General features: G+C 69.8%; 17 protein-coding genes. 6 read left to right on the forward strand and 11 right to left on the reverse strand.

The annotated features are described in order from the left end of the window. Window positions 1-34 precede the first annotated feature (34 nt). Window positions 35-1282, reverse strand: a complete 1248-nt coding sequence (locus FOZ74_RS10845) for a methionine gamma-lyase (protein WP_146913081.1) — start codon at window positions 1280-1282, stop codon at window positions 35-37. Window positions 1283-1405: 123 nt separating this feature from the next. Between FOZ74_RS10845 and FOZ74_RS10850 the strand changes: the two genes are divergently transcribed. Next, entirely contained in the window at window positions 1406-1873 is a 468-nt protein-coding gene (locus FOZ74_RS10850) for an Lrp/AsnC family transcriptional regulator (RefSeq protein ID WP_146913082.1), read from the forward strand. A 12-nt stretch (window positions 1874-1885) separates the two neighbouring features. Here FOZ74_RS10850 and FOZ74_RS10855 read toward each other — a convergent pair whose 3' ends face one another. The 4 genes from FOZ74_RS10855 to FOZ74_RS10870 form a co-directional block, all read right to left on the reverse strand. Continuing rightward, the gene (locus FOZ74_RS10855; RefSeq protein WP_146913083.1) at window positions 1886-2521 is read right to left on the reverse strand and encodes an L-threonylcarbamoyladenylate synthase; all 636 of its coding nucleotides are present in this window, start codon (window positions 2519-2521) and stop codon (window positions 1886-1888) included. A gap of 19 nt (window positions 2522-2540) precedes the next feature. Further along, window positions 2541-3404, reverse strand: a complete 864-nt coding sequence (locus FOZ74_RS10860) for a 3',5'-nucleoside bisphosphate phosphatase (protein ID WP_146913084.1) — start codon at window positions 3402-3404, stop codon at window positions 2541-2543. Between the two features lie 94 nt (window positions 3405-3498). Then, window positions 3499-5220, reverse strand: coding sequence for a single-stranded-DNA-specific exonuclease RecJ (gene recJ / locus FOZ74_RS10865; protein WP_146913085.1), 1722 nt, complete (start codon window positions 5218-5220; stop codon window positions 3499-3501). Beyond that, the gene (locus FOZ74_RS10870; RefSeq protein ID WP_146913086.1) at window positions 5217-6143 is read right to left on the reverse strand and encodes a phosphoglycerate mutase; all 927 of its coding nucleotides are present in this window, start codon (window positions 6141-6143) and stop codon (window positions 5217-5219) included. The genes recJ and FOZ74_RS10870 overlap by 4 nt, the downstream gene beginning before the upstream one ends. A gap of 62 nt (window positions 6144-6205) precedes the next feature. Between FOZ74_RS10870 and FOZ74_RS10875 the strand changes: the two genes are divergently transcribed. From FOZ74_RS10875 to FOZ74_RS10885, 3 genes are read left to right on the forward strand one after another with little or no spacing between them, the layout of a single operon-like run. Further along, window positions 6206-7459: a lipoprotein-releasing ABC transporter permease subunit gene (locus FOZ74_RS10875; RefSeq protein WP_146913087.1), complete on the forward strand. Its 1254-nt coding sequence runs from the start codon at window positions 6206-6208 to the stop codon at window positions 7457-7459. Further along, window positions 7452-8126, forward strand: coding sequence for an ABC transporter ATP-binding protein (locus tag FOZ74_RS10880; protein WP_146913088.1), 675 nt, complete (start codon window positions 7452-7454; stop codon window positions 8124-8126). The genes FOZ74_RS10875 and FOZ74_RS10880 overlap by 8 nt, the downstream gene beginning before the upstream one ends. Before the next feature lie 53 nt (window positions 8127-8179). Beyond that, a complete protein-coding gene (locus FOZ74_RS10885) occupies window positions 8180-8770 on the forward strand; it encodes a putative pterin-binding protein (protein WP_146913089.1) in 591 nt (196 codons plus the stop codon). Window positions 8771-8801: 31 nt separating this feature from the next. Here FOZ74_RS10885 and FOZ74_RS10890 read toward each other — a convergent pair whose 3' ends face one another. After that, complete coding sequence (locus tag FOZ74_RS10890; protein WP_146913090.1) at window positions 8802-9776, reverse strand: Bug family tripartite tricarboxylate transporter substrate binding protein; 975 nt, start codon at window positions 9774-9776, stop codon at window positions 8802-8804. A gap of 5 nt (window positions 9777-9781) precedes the next feature. Next, the gene (locus FOZ74_RS10895; protein WP_146913091.1) at window positions 9782-10150 is read right to left on the reverse strand and encodes a carboxymuconolactone decarboxylase family protein; all 369 of its coding nucleotides are present in this window, start codon (window positions 10148-10150) and stop codon (window positions 9782-9784) included. Window positions 10151-10251: 101 nt separating this feature from the next. Between FOZ74_RS10895 and FOZ74_RS10900 the strand changes: the two genes are divergently transcribed. Beyond that, window positions 10252-10953, forward strand: coding sequence for an SDR family NAD(P)-dependent oxidoreductase (locus FOZ74_RS10900; RefSeq protein ID WP_146913092.1), 702 nt, complete (start codon window positions 10252-10254; stop codon window positions 10951-10953). Further along, on the forward strand, window positions 10950-11783 hold the full coding sequence (locus tag FOZ74_RS10905; RefSeq protein ID WP_146913093.1) for a TatD family hydrolase: 834 nt from the start codon (window positions 10950-10952) through the stop codon (window positions 11781-11783). Before FOZ74_RS10900 ends, FOZ74_RS10905 begins: the two co-directional genes overlap by 4 nt. A gap of 13 nt (window positions 11784-11796) precedes the next feature. On the opposite strand, the gene FOZ74_RS10910 is transcribed toward FOZ74_RS10905, so the two are convergent. The 4 genes from FOZ74_RS10910 to prpC all read right to left on the reverse strand — a co-directional run bounded on the left by FOZ74_RS10910 (window position 11797) and on the right by prpC (window position 16778). Continuing rightward, the gene (locus FOZ74_RS10910; RefSeq protein WP_186764580.1) at window positions 11797-12930 is read right to left on the reverse strand and encodes a GGDEF domain-containing protein; all 1134 of its coding nucleotides are present in this window, start codon (window positions 12928-12930) and stop codon (window positions 11797-11799) included. Window positions 12931-13130: 200 nt separating this feature from the next. Beyond that, window positions 13131-13994 carry an isocitrate lyase/PEP mutase family protein gene (locus tag FOZ74_RS10915; RefSeq protein WP_146913095.1) on the reverse strand — a complete coding sequence of 288 codons (864 nt, stop codon included), beginning with the start codon at window positions 13992-13994 and terminating at the stop codon, window positions 13131-13133. Between the two features lie 4 nt (window positions 13995-13998). Continuing rightward, window positions 13999-15450 carry a bifunctional 2-methylcitrate dehydratase/aconitate hydratase gene (locus FOZ74_RS10920; protein ID WP_146913096.1) on the reverse strand — a complete coding sequence of 484 codons (1452 nt, stop codon included), beginning with the start codon at window positions 15448-15450 and terminating at the stop codon, window positions 13999-14001. Between the two features lie 158 nt (window positions 15451-15608). Continuing rightward, window positions 15609-16778: a bifunctional 2-methylcitrate synthase/citrate synthase gene (prpC, locus tag FOZ74_RS10925; RefSeq protein WP_146913097.1), complete on the reverse strand. Its 1170-nt coding sequence runs from the start codon at window positions 16776-16778 to the stop codon at window positions 15609-15611. Window positions 16779-16925 lie beyond the last annotated feature (147 nt).

Consider the following 16925-nt stretch of genomic DNA (forward strand, 5'->3'; position numbering starts at 1 on the left):
TGATCGAGGCCGATTGTCCGCCGCCCGGCGCGGCTCAGGCCGGCTCGGTGCAGGGTTGCGGCGGGATGCGCGCCGCATGGGCGGCGTGCACCCGGTCCAGCGCCTGGCCGATGTCGGCCAGGATGTCTTCCACGTCTTCCAGTCCGACCGACAGGCGCACCAGCCCTTCGGAGATGCCGTGCGCCGCGCGCTCTTCGGGGCTGTAGGTGGAGTGCGTCATGCTCGCCGGGTGCTGGGCCAGGGATTCGGCGTCGCCCAGGCTGACCGCGCGCGCCACGAGCTGCAGCGCATCCATGAAGCAGATGCCCGCCTGCAGGCCACCGTGCAGCTCGAAGGCCATCATGCCGCCCATCTGGCGCATCTGCCGGCGTGCTAGCTGATGCTGGGGGAAGCTCGCCAGACCCGGGTAGAACACCCGTGCGGTGGTAGGGTGGATTTCGATGAATTTCGCCACCTTTTGCGCGTTCTCGCAATGCCGGTCCATGCGCAGCGCCAGGGTCTTCATGCCGCGCATCACCAGGTGCGCGTCCTGCGGCGACATCACCGCGCCCGTCATGTCCTTGAGGCCGTACAGGCGCACGCGCTGCGCCAGTTCGGCGTCGGCAAAGATGGCCGCGCCGGCGGTCACGTCGCCGTGGCCGCTCAGGTACTTGGTCATGGAATGCACGCTCACGTCCGCGCCCAGCGTGAGCGGCTGCTGCAGGTAGGGCGAGCAATAGGTGTTGTCCACCACCAGCCTGGCGCCCCTGGCGTGGGCCAGTTCAGCGATCGCTGCAATGTCGGCCAGGCGCATGTTGGGGTTGGCGGGCGACTCCAGGTAGAGCACGCGCGTCTTGTCGCTGAGGGCCGCCGCCACGTTGGCCGGGTCGGTCATGTCCACGTGGCGCACCTGCACGCCGAAATGCCCGATGCCGTGGTGCAGAAAGGCGAAGGTGCAGCCATACAGCGTCTGGTCGGTCAGGATCTCGTCGCCCGGCTCCAGCATCGACCAGAGCGTCGCGGTGATCGCCCCCATGCCCGAGCCGAAGACCACCGCGCCCGCGCCCTGCTCCAGGCTGGCCAGGCGCGCTTCGAGCAGCGCCAGCGTGGGGTTGGAAATGCGCGTGTAGATGTAGCCCTGCTCTTCGCCGGCAAAGCAGCGCGCGCCGTAGGCGGTGTCGGGGAACACCCAGGTGGCCGAGGTGTGGATGGGCGGCACCAGCGCGCCCTGGTTTTCGGCCGGGTTGTAGCCGTGGTGGATGGCGCGGGTGGAAAAGCCGGTGTGGGTGGCGGGGGTGCGCATGGCGGTATCTCCTTGAGGGGCGGGTGCCTGCGCCCATTGTTGCGCCAGTACCGGGGCAAATTCAGCTCTATTTATCAAGCAAAATATCTTTATCGGCAAAAATTGCCTCTGGTGAGCGAGGTCATGAGCAAGATCAACTTGGATGCGGTAGACCGCGAGCTGTTGGGGCGGCTGCAGCGCGACGGGCGCGCCACGGTGGGCGAACTCGCGGATGCGGTGTCGCTTTCCACCTCGCCGTGCTGGCGGCGCGTGCGCCAGCTGGAATCGGGTGGCGTCATCGCCGGCTACCACGCCCACCTGGACCGCGAGGCCGTGGGCTTTGGCGTGCTCGGCTTCGTGCACCTGACCCTGCACGAGCACACCCCGGCGACCATGGCGGCATTCGAGCGCGAGATTGCCGCGGCCCCCCAGGTGCTGGCCTGCCACAACCTGTCGGGACGCTTCGACTACCAGCTGGAGGTGGTGGCGCCCGATCTGCAGGCGTTTTCCGACTACGTGCGCACCACGCTGCGCTCGCTGCCCGGCGTGCGCGAGATTTCAACCAATTTCGTGCTCAAGGAAATCAAGCGCACGCACGTGCTGCCGCTGTAGCGCCGCGCGGCGCTACAGGCCCAGCGCAGCGAGCGATCCCGCGCCTTCGCGCAGCACGACGGCCGCGCCTCCTGTGCCCATGGGCGTGAGGTCCAGCACCGTGGTGGGCTGCAGCGGGCAGGCGCCCGAATCGACGATGCCGTCGATCAGCTTCTCGAAGTGCTCGCGGATTTCCTCGGGATCGTTCAGCGGCTCGCTCTCGCCCGGCGGGATCAGGGTGGTCGAGAGCAGCGGCGCTCCGTGCAGCTCCAGCAGCATCAGCGTGGTGCTGCGCGTGGGCACGCGCAGGCCGATGGTCTTCCTTTGCGGATGGCTCAGGCGCCGCGGCACTTCCTTGGTCGCGTCGAGGATGAAGGTGTAGGGGCCTGGCGTCGCAAGCTTGAGCAGGCGGTACTGGCGGTTGTCCACGTGCGCGTAGCTGCTGAGCTCGGACAGGTCGCGGCACAAGAGCGTGAGGTGGTGCTTCTCGTCGACCTGGCGGATGCGGCGCAGGCGGTCTGCTGCGGCCTTGTCGTCGAGCTGGCAGACGAGGGCGTAGCTCGAATCGGTGGGCACGGCCAGGATGCCGCCATCGGCCAGCAGCGCCGCAGCCTGCTTGAGCAGGCGCGGCTGGGGGTTGTCGGGGTGGACCTCGAAGTATTGGGCCATGTGCAGCTTCGTTGGCGGTTCAGTGGGCGCGCCGGATGCGCTCGGCCAGCGGCTGCCACACGGGGGTCAGTTCCTCGGGCAGCGGTGGCAGCGCGCCCAGATCGGCGTGCGATTCCGTGGGGCTGTGAAAGTCGCTGCCGGTGGAGGCATACAGCCCGAACTCCAGCGCCGTCCTGGCGTAGGTGGCGTATTCCCCCCGGGTGTGGCTGCCCGTCACCACCTCCACGGCCTGCCCGCCGTGCGCCATGAATTCGGTGAACAGCGCGTATTCCTCATTGGGCGTGAAACGGTAGCGTCCCGGGTGGGCGACCACCGCCATGCCGCCTGCCTGCGTGATCCAGCGCACCGCATCGCCCAGGCGCGCCCAGCGGTGCGGCACGTAGCCGGGCTTGCCTTCGGTGAGGTATTTGCGAAACACCTCGCTCACCTCGGTGCAGATGCCGCGCTCGACGATGTAGCGCGCAAAGTGCGGTCGCGCCAGCAGGGCGGGGTTGCCGGCGTAGCGCATGGCGCCCTCGTAGGCGCCCGGGATGCCCGCCTTGGCCAGCTGTTCGGCCATTTCGCGCCCGCGGGCATCGCGTCCGCCGCGCGTGGCGGCCAGGCCCCGCATGAGCTGGGCGTCTTCGGGGTCGAAGCCCAGGCCGACGATGTGCACCGTGGTGTCGGCAAAGGTGACCGAGATCTCCACCCCCGTGAGGTAATCCATGCCCAGCGCCGCTGCCTTCGCGGCCGCGCGCTGCTGGCCGGCGACCTCGTCGTGGTCGGTCAGCGCCCAGAGCGTGACGCCATTGGCGTGCGCGCGCGCGGCGACATCTTCGGGGCTGAGGGTGCCGTCGGAGATGGTGGAATGGCAGTGCAGATCGGCGCGCGATGGGCAGGACATGCCGGTCATTTTAGGAGGCATGGCGCAAGGCGCCCCGGCATTCGGCGCCCGGCAGGCGCGGCGCCCGCGTGGCTCCGCGCCCGGCTGCCTGGGTTCAGGCCCTCTCCTGCATCCCTTGCACCAGCAACTGCACCCGCCGCTGGCCGCGCCATTCGTTCACGTCCAGCCGGAAGGCCAGCAGCGCCTGTGCGGGCACGGGTTCGGTGCGCGAGAACCAGATCGCGTCCACCTCCTGGCCCAGATAGCGCAGCTTGAGCTGCAGGTGGTTGTGCGCCTCGCCCACCAGGCGCTGGCTGAGCACCTGCACCTGGTCGCTGAAGGTGGGCGCGGCAAAGCCCTGGCCCCAGACTTCCAGCGCGAGCAGGTCCACCAGGTCGGTGCGCAGGTATTCGGGGGCCAGGGGACCGTCGGTTTCCACGCGGCGCGTGAGCGTGGCAGCGTCCAGCCATTCGCTGGCCACCTGGGCAAAGGCCTGCTCGAAGGTGGCCAGTTGCGTGCGCTCCACGGTGCAGCCGGCGGCCATGGCGTGGCCGCCAAAGCGCAGCAGCACGCCGGGGTGGCGCTTGGCGATGAGGTCCAGCGCGTCGCGCAGGTGAAAGCCGGGAATGGAGCGCCCCGAGCCCTTGAGCTCGTGCGCGTGGCCCGGCGCGCCGCTGCGGGCAAAGACGAAGGTGGGGCGGTGCAGCCTGTCCTTGATGCGCGAGGCGACGATGCCGACCACGCCTTCGTGAAAGCTCGCGTCGAACACCGCCATCGCGGGCGGCGGGTCGGCTGCTGCATCCAGTTGCGCGTCGATGGTGGCCAGCGCCTGCTCGCGCATGCCGCCTTCGATCTCGCGGCGTTCGCGGTTGATGGCGTCGAGCTGGCGCGCGAGCTCCTGCGCGCGGCCGGTGTCGTCGGTGGCCAGGCACTCTATGCCCAGGGTCATGTCGGCCAGCCGCCCGGCGGCGTTGATGCGCGGGCCCAGCGCAAAGCCGAAGTCAAAGCTGCTGGCCTGCGCCGCCCTGCGCCCGGCGGCGGCAAAGAGCGCGGCCATGCCCGGCGGCATCTGCCCGGCGCGCACGCGCTTGAGGCCCTGGGCCACCAGGCGGCGGTTGTTCGCGTCCAGCGGCACCACGTCGGCCACGGTGCCCAGGGCCACCAGCGGCAGCAGGGGCTCCAGGCGCGGCTGGCGGGCGGCGTCGAAGCTGCCGCGCGCGCGCAGTTCGGCGCGCAGGGCCGTCAAGACGTAGAACATCACGCCCACGCCGGCCAGGCATTTGCTGGCAAAGCTGCAGCCGGGCTGGTTGGGGTTGACGATGGCGTGCGCCGCCGGCAATTCGCCGCCGGGCAGGTGGTGGTCGGTGACGACGACTTGCAGGCCGAGTTCGCGCGCGCGCCGCACGCCCTGCACGCTGGCGATGCCGTTGTCCACGGTGATGAGCAGCTCGGCCCCGGCCGCGGCCACGCGCTCGGCGATGGGTGCGGTCAGGCCGTAGCCGTCCACCACGCGGTTGGGCACGAGGTAGTCCACGTGCCGCGCGCCCAGCAGGCGCAGGCCGCGCAGGCCGACGGCGCAGGCGGTGGCACCGTCGCAGTCGTAGTCGGCCACGATGCAGATGCGGGCCTGGCGCGCGATGGCGTCGGCCAGCAGCTGCGCCGCCGGCTGCGCACCCTTGAGCGTGGCGGGTGGCAGCAGCCGGGCCAGGGCGTCGTCCAGCTCGCCCGCGCTGCGCACGCCGCGCGCGGCGTACAGGCGCGCCAGCAGCGGGTGCACGCCCGCCTGCTCCAGCGCCCAGGCGCTGCGGGGCGGTACGTCACGAACCACTATTTTCATAGCTGTTCGCGCAGGTCAGACAAGCGTTTGCGCTGGAAAATGCTTGTAATCCTTGCGCCCAGGCCGCGATGGGTGCTGCTGAAGTGCAGGCTGCTGCGCTCGCCGCACAGCGTCAGCTCCACCGTCTCGCCGCCGGCCAGCTCTTGCGCCAGCGCGGCCACTTCGGTGGCGTCCAGCTGTTGCCAGGCGGCGGCCCAGGCGGCCCAGTCCTGGCGCTGGGCGGCCTGCAGCAGCGCCATCGGCATCCGTGGTTCGGGCCGGTGTTCGGGCAGGCGGGCGAGCATGCCCGCGCCATGGAACCACAGCGCGTTCACCGCCGGCAGGCCACGGGCGGCGCGCGCCTCGCTCCAGGGGTGGGTGTAGAGCAGCATCTGCAGCTCGCTGTGCAGGCGTTGCAGCCGCGTGGCCTGGGGGCCGCGCGGCAGCCAGGGGCGCACGTCGCGCCCCAGCACGCGCTGCAGCGGCGCGCACTGCAGCCCGGCAAACGGCGGGCCTTGCACCAGCCAGCGCGTGGGTTCGTGGTAGCTCAGGCGGATGCCGTCCTGCGCCAGCCAGGGGGCGAGGATGTCCACCAGTGCCCGGCCGTCCTCGGCGCTCAGGCCCAGGTGCTCGGGCGGCAACAGCACCACGTGGTCGGCGCCGATCTGCCAGTGGCAGGGGCTGACCCAGGCGCAGGGCTCGCCCACGGTGCGGGTCTGCCAGGCGGCCCAGGGGGTGGCCTCGGCGGGCAGGCCCAGGGTGCGGGCCAGCGCCCGTTCGTGCGGCGGGGCGTAGTCGGTTTCGCGGCCGGCGTCGGCGCCTTGCAGGCTCAGGCGGGCGAGCAGGCGCTCCAGCCCGGGCAGGCGCAGGCTTTGCAGCGCCTGGGTGCAGCCGGGCAGATCGGCCGCGGCCATGGGAATCAGTAGATGGCGCGCTGAAGGCATGGCGCCTATTGTCCGGGATGCCACAATCGCCCCCACCCGCTCAGGGTGGCTGTGCTCCTACCATGCAAATTCCCTTTGAACTGGCGCTGGGCTGGCGCTATACCCGCGCCGGCCGCGCCACGCGGCGCAATGGCTTCATCTCCTTCATCTCGGGCGTGTCCATGCTGGGCATCGCGCTGGGCGTGGCGGCGCTGATCATCGTGCTGTCGGTGATGAACGGCTTCCAGAAAGAGGTGCGCGACCGCATGCTCAGCGTGGTCGCGCACATCGAGGTGTTCGCGCCCGGCGGCGCGGCGCTGCCCGATCTGGACCGCACCCTGGCCGAGGTGCGCGCCAACCCCGAGGTGGTGGGCGCGGCGCCCTTCGTCTCCGCCCAGGCGCTGCTGGCGCGCGGCGAGGACATGAAGGGCGTGCTGGTGCGCGGCATAGACCCGGCGCAGGAGGGCCAGGTGACCGAGCTGCAAGATGCCAACCGCCGCGCCGTCGATACCCTGGCACCGGGCAGCTTCAACGTGGTGCTGGGCTCGGACCTGGCGCGCGCGCTGGGCGTGGGCGTGGGCGACAAGGTAACGCTGGTGGCCCCCAGCGGCCAGGTCACGCCCGCGGGCGTGGTGCCGCGGCTCAAGCAGATGACGGTCTCGGGCATGTTCCACTCGGGCCACTATGAATACGACTCCGCGCTGGTGCTGCTGCACCATGAAGACGCCGAGCGCATTTTCCGGCTCGAGGGCCCGACGGGCGTGCGTGTCAAGCTACGAAATCTGCACGATGCGCCGCGGGTCACGCAGCAGCTGGCGGGCACGCTCTCGGGCAACCTGCTGCTGCGCGACTGGACGCAGCAGAACCGAACCTGGTTTGCCGCGGTGCAGGTGGAAAAGCGCATGATGTTCATCATCCTGACGCTCATCGTCGCGGTGGCCGCGTTCAACCTGGTCAGCACGCTGGTGATGACGGTGCAGGACAAGCGCGCCGACATCGCCATCCTGCGCACCCTGGGCGCAAGCCCCGCGAGCATCATGGGCGTGTTCGTGGTGCAGGGCGCGGCGGTGGGCGTGATAGGGACGCTCGCCGGGCTGCTGCTGGGGCTGCTGGTGGCCTTCAACATCGACGTGATCGTGCCGGCCATAGAGCACCTGCTGGGCGTGAGCTTCCTGCCCAAGGACATCTACCTGATCAGCCGCATGCCCAGCGACCCGCAGGCGAGCGACATCGCGCCGATCGGCGTCATCTCCCTGCTGCTGGCGTTTGCCGCCACGCTCTACCCGAGCTGGCGCGCCAGCCGCGTCAACCCCGCACAGGCGCTGCGCTATGAGTGAAGTGGTACTTGAGGCCAGCGGCCTGGCCAGGCGCTACAGCGAAGGCCCGCTCGATGTGCCGGTGCTCTCGGGCGTGGACCTTGCCGTGCAGGCGGGCGAGACGCTGGCCATCGTCGGCGCCTCGGGCTCGGGCAAGAGCACGCTCTTGCACCTGCTCGGTGGCCTGGACGCGCCCACCGAGGGCAGCGTGGCGCTCAAGGGCCAGGCGCTGGCCCGGCTGTCGCCGGCGGCGCTCGGTCGGCTGCGCAATGCCGAGCTGGGCTTCATCTACCAGTTTCATCATTTGCTGCCCGAATTCAGCGCGCAGGAAAACGTCGCCATGCCGCTGTCCATTCGCCGCCTGCCGGCCGCGCAGTGCCTGGAGCAGGCCGCGGCCATGCTCGCCCAGGTGGGCCTGGGCGCGCGCCTGGCGCACCGCCCGGCCGAGCTTTCGGGCGGCGAGCGCCAGCGCGTGGCGATTGCGCGGGCGCTGGTGACGCGCCCGGCCTGCGTGCTGGCCGACGAGCCCACGGGCAACCTGGACCGCAGTACCGCGCAGAACGTGTTCGCCCTGATGCTGCGTCTGGCGCGTGAACGGGGCACGGCCTTCGTGCTGGTCACGCACGACGAGCAGCTCGCGCGCCAGTGCGACCGCATGCTGCGCCTGACGGGCGGCGTGCTCGCCTGAGGCTCGCGTCGCCCCGCAAGCTGTCTGCCCTGTTGCAAAGGAAGGAGTCGTTCATGCAAAAACGTGGTTTTCTCACGGCCGCCGCGGCTGGTGCGCTCTTGCCGCTGGCCAGCCGGGCCGCGCCGGCGCCGGGCACGACGCCGGCCAACCCCACGCTGCTCACGGTCAGCGGCGACATCGCCCGCTCCAACCGCGGGCCGCTGGATCCGGTGATGGACCAGATGATGTTCAAGCACGGCATCCAGTTCCAGCGCGCCTGGTCGTTCGATGCGCTGGCGCTGCGCAAGCTGGCCGCGCAATCCATCCGCACCACGCTGGAATACGACGGCAAGAAGCACACGCTGCTCGGTCCGCGCCTGAGCGACGTGCTGATGGTGGCCGGCGTGCGCGACGCCGAGGGCGTGCAACTGGGCCTGCGCGCGGTCGACGGCTACCGTGCGCCGGTGAGCCTGCGGCAGGTGCGCCAGTGGAACATGCTGGTGGCGCTGGAGATGGACGGCAAGCCGCTGGCGCTCGGGGGCCTGGGCCCGCAGTGGGCGGTGTACGACGCCGACCAGCTGGCCGAATTCAGGGACAAGCCGCTGGCCGAGCGCTTTGCCGCCTGCCCCTGGGGGCTGTACAGCATCGAGGTCGGCCGCGGCTGAGGCGCCGCGCGCCCGGGCGGCGGCTGTCCGCTCAGTTCAGCCGTATGCCCTGGGCCTTGATGATGCCGCCCAGCAGCGCGCTTTCCTGGCGCACGCGCAGGGCCAGCCCTTCGGGCGAGGTGCCCACCGCCTGCCAGCCCTGCTGCAGCAACTGCTGGCGCACCGGCGCGCTCTTCAGGATGTCGGTGACCGCGCTGGCCAGGCGCGCCTGCACGGTGGCCGGCAGGCTGGCCGGGCCGACCAGCGCGGTCCAGACCTCGAGGTTGAAGTCCTTCACGCCCAGCGCGCTCAGCGGTTCGAGCTCGGGCACCAGCGTGCTGCGCCCCGCGCTGCTCACGCCCACCGCATGCAGCTTGCCGGCCTTGACCTGGGGCATGGCCAGGCCCGGAGGCACGAGCGCCATCTGCACCTCGCCGGTGATCAGGGCGGTAACGACCGCCGGATTGCCGCTGTAGGGCACGTGCACCGGCTTCAGGCCGCTCACGCGCTGCTTGAGCAGCTCCATGCCGAGGTGTGCGACCGAGCCCGCGCCGACCGAGCCGTAGTTCCAGCGGTCGCCCTGGCGCGCGGCCTCGGCGAAGAAGGCCCGGCCTTCGGGCAGGCTGGCGGGCGTGACCAGGATGAGCGGCGCGGTGCTCAGCAGGCTGAGCAGACAGAAGTCGCGCGCGGCGTCGTAGGGCAGCGAGGAATACAGCAGCGGCGAGGAGGTCAGGTTGCCGTTGATGACGATCCCCAGGGTGTGGTCGTCCGTGGCCTTGGCCACCTGGGCGGTGGCGATGTTGCCGCTGGCGCCGGGCCTGTTTTCCACCACCACGGGCTGGCCGAGCAGCGCGGCCAGCGGCTCGGCCAGGTCGCGCGCCACCATGTCGGGCGTGGAGCCGCCCGGGAAGCCCACCAGCAGGCGCACGGGCTTGTTCGGCCACGCGGCCTCGCGGGCCATGGCTGCGGGCAGGGTGGCGGCACCGGCCAGCGCGGCGGCGGCCAGGGTGAAATGTCGGCGTTGCATGCGCTTCATTGGGCTTGGGCTCCGAGGGCTTCGTCGAACGCGGCGACGGCGTTGGCGGCGTACATCAGCGAGGGGCCGCCGCCCATGTAGACCGCCACGCCCAGCATCTCGTTGACTTCTTCGCGCGTGGCGCCCAGGCGGGCCAGCGCCTGGGTGTGAAAGCCCAGGCAGCCGTCGCAGCGCGCCGCCACGCCGATGGCCAGCGCAATCAGCTCCTTGGTCTTGGCGTCCAGCACGCCCGGGGCCAGCGCCGCCTTGCCCATGGCGTTGAAGCCGGCGATGACCTCGGGCACGCCCGCCTTGAGCTTGCGCATGTTGCCGGAGATGGCGGTGGTCAGTTGCTTGTAGTCGGTGGTGGTCAGCGCTGCGCTCATCGGATTTCCTTGGGTTGGGATGCCAGAAAACGCTAGCGTAGCGGACAAACGCGCCGCGGCGGGCGCTTTTATGATGGCCGCATCGCATTCGGAGTTTTCTCATGGACAAGGACACAAGCACGGTGTGCATCACCGGCGCCGCGGGCAATCTGGGCGCTGCGGTGGCCGCATGGTTCGGGCAGCGCGGCGCGCGCCTGGTGTTGCTGGACCGCAATCAGGACGAACTGCAGCGCCGCTGCGGCGCGCTTGCGGGCGCGCTGCTGGTGCCGGTCGACCTGCTGGCGCCGGACGCGGTGCGCGCCGCCATCGAAGGAGCGCTGGCGCACGTGCAGCGCATCGACGCGCTGTGCCACCTGGCGGGCGGCTTTCACATGGGCGAGCCGGTGCACGAGACGCCCGCCCGGGCCTGGGACTTCATGATGGACCTGAACGCCCGCAGCTTCATCCACATGGCGGCGGCGGTGGTGCCGCAGATGCGCCGCCAGCGGCGCGGGAGCATCGTTGCGGTGGGCGCCGCCGGCGGACTCAAGGGCGGCGCGGCGGCGGGGGCCTATGCCGCGTCCAAGAGCGCGCTGATGCGGCTGGTGGAATCGATGTCGGCCGAGCTGCGCGACGAGGACATCAACGTCAACGCGGTGCTGCCCTCGATCATCGACACGCCGCCCAACCGCAGCGCCATGCCCGATGCCGATTTCTCGCGCTGGGTCGCGCCCGAGGCGCTGGCCGAGGTGATCGGCTTTCTGGCTTCGGACGCGGCGCGCGCGGTGCATGGCGCGCTGCTGCCGGTGCTCGGGCGCGTGTGAGCCTCTTCATCGACACCCATTGCCATCTGGACGCGCCCGAGTTCGCGCCCGACCGCGACGCCATGCGCGCAGCCGCGCGCTCGGCCGGGGTGGCGCACTGCGTGATTCCGGCGGTGGACCGCGGCAACTGGGAAGCGGTGCGCGCGCTGGCGCATGGCTGGGGCGACAGCTATGCGCTGGGCATACACCCGCTGTGTACGCCCGGGGCGCAGGACGCGGACCTGCAGGCGCTTGCCGCGCTGCTCGAGCAGCACTGCGGCGACGAGCGGCTGGTGGCGCTGGGCGAGATCGGGCTGGACTACTTTGCACCGGGGCTGGACAGTGCGCACCAGGAGGCCATGCTGCGCGCGCAACTCAGGCTCGCGCGGCGCTTCGATCTGCCGGTGCTGCTGCATGTGCGCAAGAGCGTGGACCGCGTGCACAAGGCCTTGCGCGAGCTGCCCGTGGCCGGCGGCATTGCGCACGCATTCAACGGCAGCGCGCAGCAGGCGCAAACCTTCATCGACATGGGCTTCAGGCTGGGCTTCGGCGGCGCACTGACCTTCGAGCGCGCGCGCCACCTGCGCCGCCTGGCCGCGGAACTGCCGCTCGATGCGCTGGTGCTGGAAACCGACGCGCCCGACATCCCGCCGCAGTGGCTCTACCGCAGCCGGGCCGAGCGGGCGGCCGGCGCGCCCCAGGGGCGCAACAGCCCGGCGGAGCTGCCGCGCATCGCGCGCGAACTGGCGGCGCTGCGCGGCATCGAGCCCGAGGCGCTGGCCCAGGCCTGCACGCGCAACGCGCTGGCCGCGCTGCCGCGCCTGGCGCCGCTGCTGCGCTCAGCGCCCTGAGGGCAGGGGCGCGTCAGACCACGCTCAGGTGTTCCTCGGCCGCGCCGCGGCGATGGACGGCGACGCGGTTGCGCCCGGCCTTCTTGGCCTCGTACAGCGCCTGGTCGGCCTGCTGCAGCAGCTCCTGAAAGCCGCCCGGCGCCTGCACCGTGGTGCTGGCCATGCCCACGCTCATGGTGACCACCGCAGCGGCGCGCGAGTGGGCATGCGCGATCTGCAGTGCGCGCACCTCGGCCAGCAGGCGCCGGGCCAGGTGCAGTGCCTCGCTGGCGGGCGTATTGGACAGCACGATGGTGAATTCCTCGCCACCGTAGCGTGCCACCATGTCGGTGGGGCGCTGCGCAGCCGTGGCCAGCGGCAGCGCGATCCTGCGCAGCACCTGGTCACCGGCCGGGTGGCCGTAATGGTCGTTGTAGCTCTTGAAGTCGTCGATGTCGCACATCAGGATGCTCAGGCTGCCCTGTTCGCGCTGCATGCGCGACCATTCGCGCTTGAGGAACTGCATCAGGCTGCGCCGGTTCATCAGGCCGGTGAGCTCGTCGGTCAGGCTCTGCCGGCGCAGGCTGCGGTTGTTGCGCGCCAGCGTGTTTTCCATGCGGATGATCTCGGCATTGAACAGGTAGGCGATCACGCCGATCATGCCCATCGCACCGGCGGCGTTGGCCACGTACATCACCCGGAGGATGGGTTCGGGCAGCATCGCCGGTGTCCGGCCGAAATGTGCGAGCACGAACAGCAGCAGCACCACGGCGCCCAGCACCGCCAGGCGCCGCGCGCCCTGGCGGTGGTAGAGCAGCGGCAGCATGAACAGCAGGGTGAAGTAAAACAGGTGCACCTCGATGCCGGCCAGCAGGTCCACCAGGTACAGGTGCACGCTGGTGGTCGCGACGAGGCCGTCGCGCGCCAGCTGGTAGCGGCCCCGGCGGTTGAGCCACAGGCACAGCAGATAGGCGGCCAGGCAGCAGCCATTGAGCACGACGACCTGCGCGAAGGGCGCCAGGCCATAGGCGAGGTAGAAGAGCTGGTAGCTGACCGTGACCACGGCCGCGCCCAGAGCCGCAAGGTTGACCAGCAGGATCTGGCGCACGCGCCGCGGGGAGCGTTCCTGAACGCCCCACAGCCCGATTCTGAGCAACAGCTTGGACATGGCGCATGCTTCCCGTGCAGGCTGGCAGCGCCTGCCGCAGGCCGCCATGGTGGGGCATGCGGGCCGCGCAGGCAAGCAGCCCCGCCGCCGGCGCGGCCGCGCCCGGCCGAGCACGCGGCTGGGTTCAAGCCGGAATTTGGATGTTTTGTGCCGCAAACCCTTGCCTGGCAAGCGCTTGCAGCTATCAATAGAGAATCAGATCAGCGGTAGCGCTGCTCCAGCGCATCCCAGGCCGGTTTGCCCACCAGCCGCTGGCGCTCGGCAAAGGGCGTGACCAGGCCGCTGGTCTCCTGCAACTCGCGCTCGTCGCGCAGCACGCGCAAGGCCTTTTGCATGCCCATGACCGCGCCCTGCAGCGCGGCATTGGCGTAGAGCACCAGACCAAAACCCAGCGTGGCCAGCTGCTCGGCGTTGAAGATGGGGGTTTTGCCGCCTATCACCATGTTCATCAGCTGGGGCGCGGCCAGGCGCCGGGGCAGGGCGCGCACCTGCTCGGCCTGGGTGACGGCTTCGACGAAGAGAATGTCCGCGCCCGCCTCGGCCATCTGCTGCGCGCGCTCCACCGCGGCTTCAAAGCCCAGGGTGGCGGCAGCGTCGGTGCGCGCCATGATGAGCAAATCATCGTCGTGCCGGGCGTCGACGGCGGCCTTGATCTTGTCCACGGCTTCTTCGGCGCTGATCACCGCCTTGCCGCTGAAGTGGCCGCAGCGCTTGGGCGCCACCTGGTCTTCAAGCTGGATGCAGTCCGCCCCGGCGCGTTCGAGCACGCGCACCGTGTGGTGCACGTTCAGTGCGTTGCCAAAGCCGGTATCGGCATCGACGATCAAGGGCAGCTCTACCGCATCGCGGATGCGCGCGGTGTGCTCGGCGATCTCATGCAAGCCCATGAAGCCCTGGTCGGGCAGGGCGAAGTGCATGTTGGTCACCCCTGCACCGGTCACGTAGATGGCTTCGAAGCCCAGGTCTTCGATGACCCTGGCCGAGAGCGCATTGAAGGCGCCGGGCACGAGCGCGCCGCGCCTGGCCTGGGCCAGGGTCTTGAGGGTCTGCTTGGTGTTGCTCATGGCGTCAGATCACGTACAGATCGACGTACTCATGCACGGGCATCGCCGCCAGCGCGGGGGTGTCGAGTGACGCGGCAAGGATGGCGTCCTGCTGCTTTTGCGGAAAGCGCCGTGCCAGGTTGGTGCGGAACTTGGCCTGAAGCAGCGGGATGCCTTCGGCGCGGCGGCGCCGGTGGCCTATGGGGTACTCCACCGCCACCTCGGGCAGGCGGCTGCCGTCCTTGAACTGCACGGTGAGCGCGTTGGCGATGCTGCGCTTGTCCGGGTCGTGGTAGTCGCGCGTGTATTGCGGGTCTTCCTCGCACTGAATGCGTGCGCGCAGCGCGTCGATGCGCGGGTCGGCCGCGGCGGCGTCTTCGTAGTCGGCGGCCGTCAGGTTGCCCTTGATGAGCGGCACGGCCACCATGTACTGAATGCAATGGTCGCGGTCGGCCGGGTTGTTGAGCGGCCCCTGCTTGTCGATGATGCGGATGCAGGCCTCATGCGTGCGGATGGTGATCTTCTCGATGTCTTGCACGCGCTTGCCCGCATCCTTGAGCTGCTGGTGCAGCGTGACGGCCGCCTCCACCGCGGTCTGGCTGTGGAATTCGGCCGGGAAGCTGATCTTGAACAGCACGTTCTCGCTCACATAGCTGCCGTAGGAGCGCTGGAACTTGAACGGCTGGCCCTTGAACAGCACGTCGTAGAAGCCCCAGGTCCTGGCGGTGAGCGCGCTGGGGTAGCCCATCTCGCCGGTTTGCGCCATCAGCGCCAGGCGCACCGCGCGGCTGGTGGCGTCGCCCGCGGCCCAGCTCTTGCGGCTGCCAGCGTTGGGTGCGTGGCGGTAGGTGCGCAGGCTTTGCCCGTCCACCCAGGCGAGCGAGACGGCGGCCAGCGCTTCGTCCCGGGTGAGACCCAGCAGGCGGCTGACCACGGCGGTGGAGGCCACCTTGACCAGCAGTACGTGGTCCAGACCTACCTGGTTGAAGGAGTTTTCCAGCGCGATCACGCCCTGGATTTCGTGCGCCTTGACGATGGCGTGCAGCACCTCGTTCATGGTCAGTGGCGGCTTGCCCGCGGCCACGGCGTTGCGGCTGAGCCAGTCGGCCACGGCCAGGATGGCGCCCAGGTTGTCGCTGGGGTGGCCCCATTCGGCCGCCAGCCAGGTGTCGTTGAAGTCCAGCCAGCGAATCAGCGTGCCGATGTTGAACGCCGCCTGCACCGGGTCCAGCTCAAACTGCGTGCCCGGCACGCGCGCGCCGTGCGGCACCACCGTGCCCTTGACCACCGGGCCGAGCAGCTTGCAGGCCGCCGGGTAGGAGAGCGCCTCCAGGCCGCAACCCAGGGTGTCGATGAGGATGTGGCGGGCGGTTTCGATGGCGAGCTCCGACGTGACCTCGTAGCCCAGTGCGTAGTCGACGATGTCCTGGATGACCTGGTCGTAGTCGGGGCGGATGTTGGAGATGGGGGAAGACATGAAAAGGCTCTGCTTGGATGGAAGGTTTGGGTTGCTTTTACTCCCTCCCCCTCTGGGGGAGAGCGGGGGTGGGGGCCAGCGGCGCAGACGGCGTTCGTGTGGCGCAAGGCCCCCATCCCGGCCTTCCCCCATAGGGGGAAGGAGTGGTGGGTTGGTCTTCAGGCGCGCTCGGCAATCGGGATGAAGGCCTGGTCCTCGGGCCCGGTGTAGTGGGCGCTGGGGCGAATGATCTTGTTGTCCTGGCGCTGCTCGATCACGTGCGCGGCCCAGCCGCTGGTGCGGGCGATGACGAAGATCGGCGTGAACAGGACGGTGGGCACCTGCATCATGTGGTAGCTCACGGCGCTGAACCAGTCCAGGTTGGGGAACATCTTCTTCACGTCCCACATCACGGCCTCCAGGCGCTCGGCGATGTCGAACATCCGGGTGGACCCGGCCTCTTGCGACAGGCGCCGGGCCACGCCCTTGATGATGGTGTTGCGCGGGTCGCTCACGGTATAGACCGGATGGCCAAAGCCGATCACCACCTCCTTGCTCTCCACGCGGCGGCGGATGTCGGCCTCGGCCTCGTCGGGCGTGTCGTAGCGTTTCTGGATCTCGAAGGCCGCCTCGTTGGCGCCGCCATGCTTGGGGCCGCGCAGCGCACCGATGGCACCGGCGATGCTGGAATACATGTCGCTGCCCGTGCCGGCAATCACGCGCGCGGTGAAGGTGGAGGCGTTGAATTCGTGCTCGGCGTACAGGTTCAGCGAGGTGTGCATGGCATGCACCCAGCCCGCGCCGGGCCGCTTGCCGTGCAGCAGGTGCAGGAAGTGCCCGCCGATGGTGTCGTCGTCGGTTTCCACCTCGATGCGCCGGCCCGAGTTGCTGTAGTGGTACCAGTACAGCAGCATGGAGCCGAGCGAGGCCAGCAGCCGGTCGGCGATGTCTCTGCTGCCGGCCAGGTTGTGGTCGTCCTTTTCGGGCAGGGCGCAGCCCAGGGCGGAGACGCCGGTGCGCATCACGTCCATGGGGTGGCTGGCGGCGGGCAGTTGCTCCAGTGCCGCCTTGACGCTGCCGGGCAGGCCGCGCAGCGCCAGCAGCTTGGCTTTGTAGCCCTTGAGCTCGGCGCGCGTGGGCAGCTTGCCGTGCACCAGCAGGTAGGCGATCTCCTCGAACTCGCAGACCTCGGCGATGTCCAGGATGTCGTAGCCGCGGTAATGCAGGTCGTTGCCGGAGCGCCCCACGGTGCACAGCGCGGTGTTGCCCGCCGCCACGCCCGAAAGGGCGACGGCCTTCTTGGCCTTGGGGGTGGTGGTTGGAGCGGGGGCTTGGGTGGTCATGCTCATGCGGCTTCCTGGTGCGGTGTTCGGGAAAAGAAAGGCTTGTGTTGATTCGCAATTTACGCAAAATCGCAAGCTCTGCCCAGCACTGAAAAGGCGAAATCTTGCGAAGCAAAAACCTGAAAATTGCAAATTTTGCAAATCACTGCGCCC

The organism is Comamonas flocculans (genome assembly GCF_007954405.1).
Taxonomy (GTDB): Bacteria; Pseudomonadota; Gammaproteobacteria; order Burkholderiales; family Burkholderiaceae_C; genus Comamonas_C; species Comamonas_C flocculans.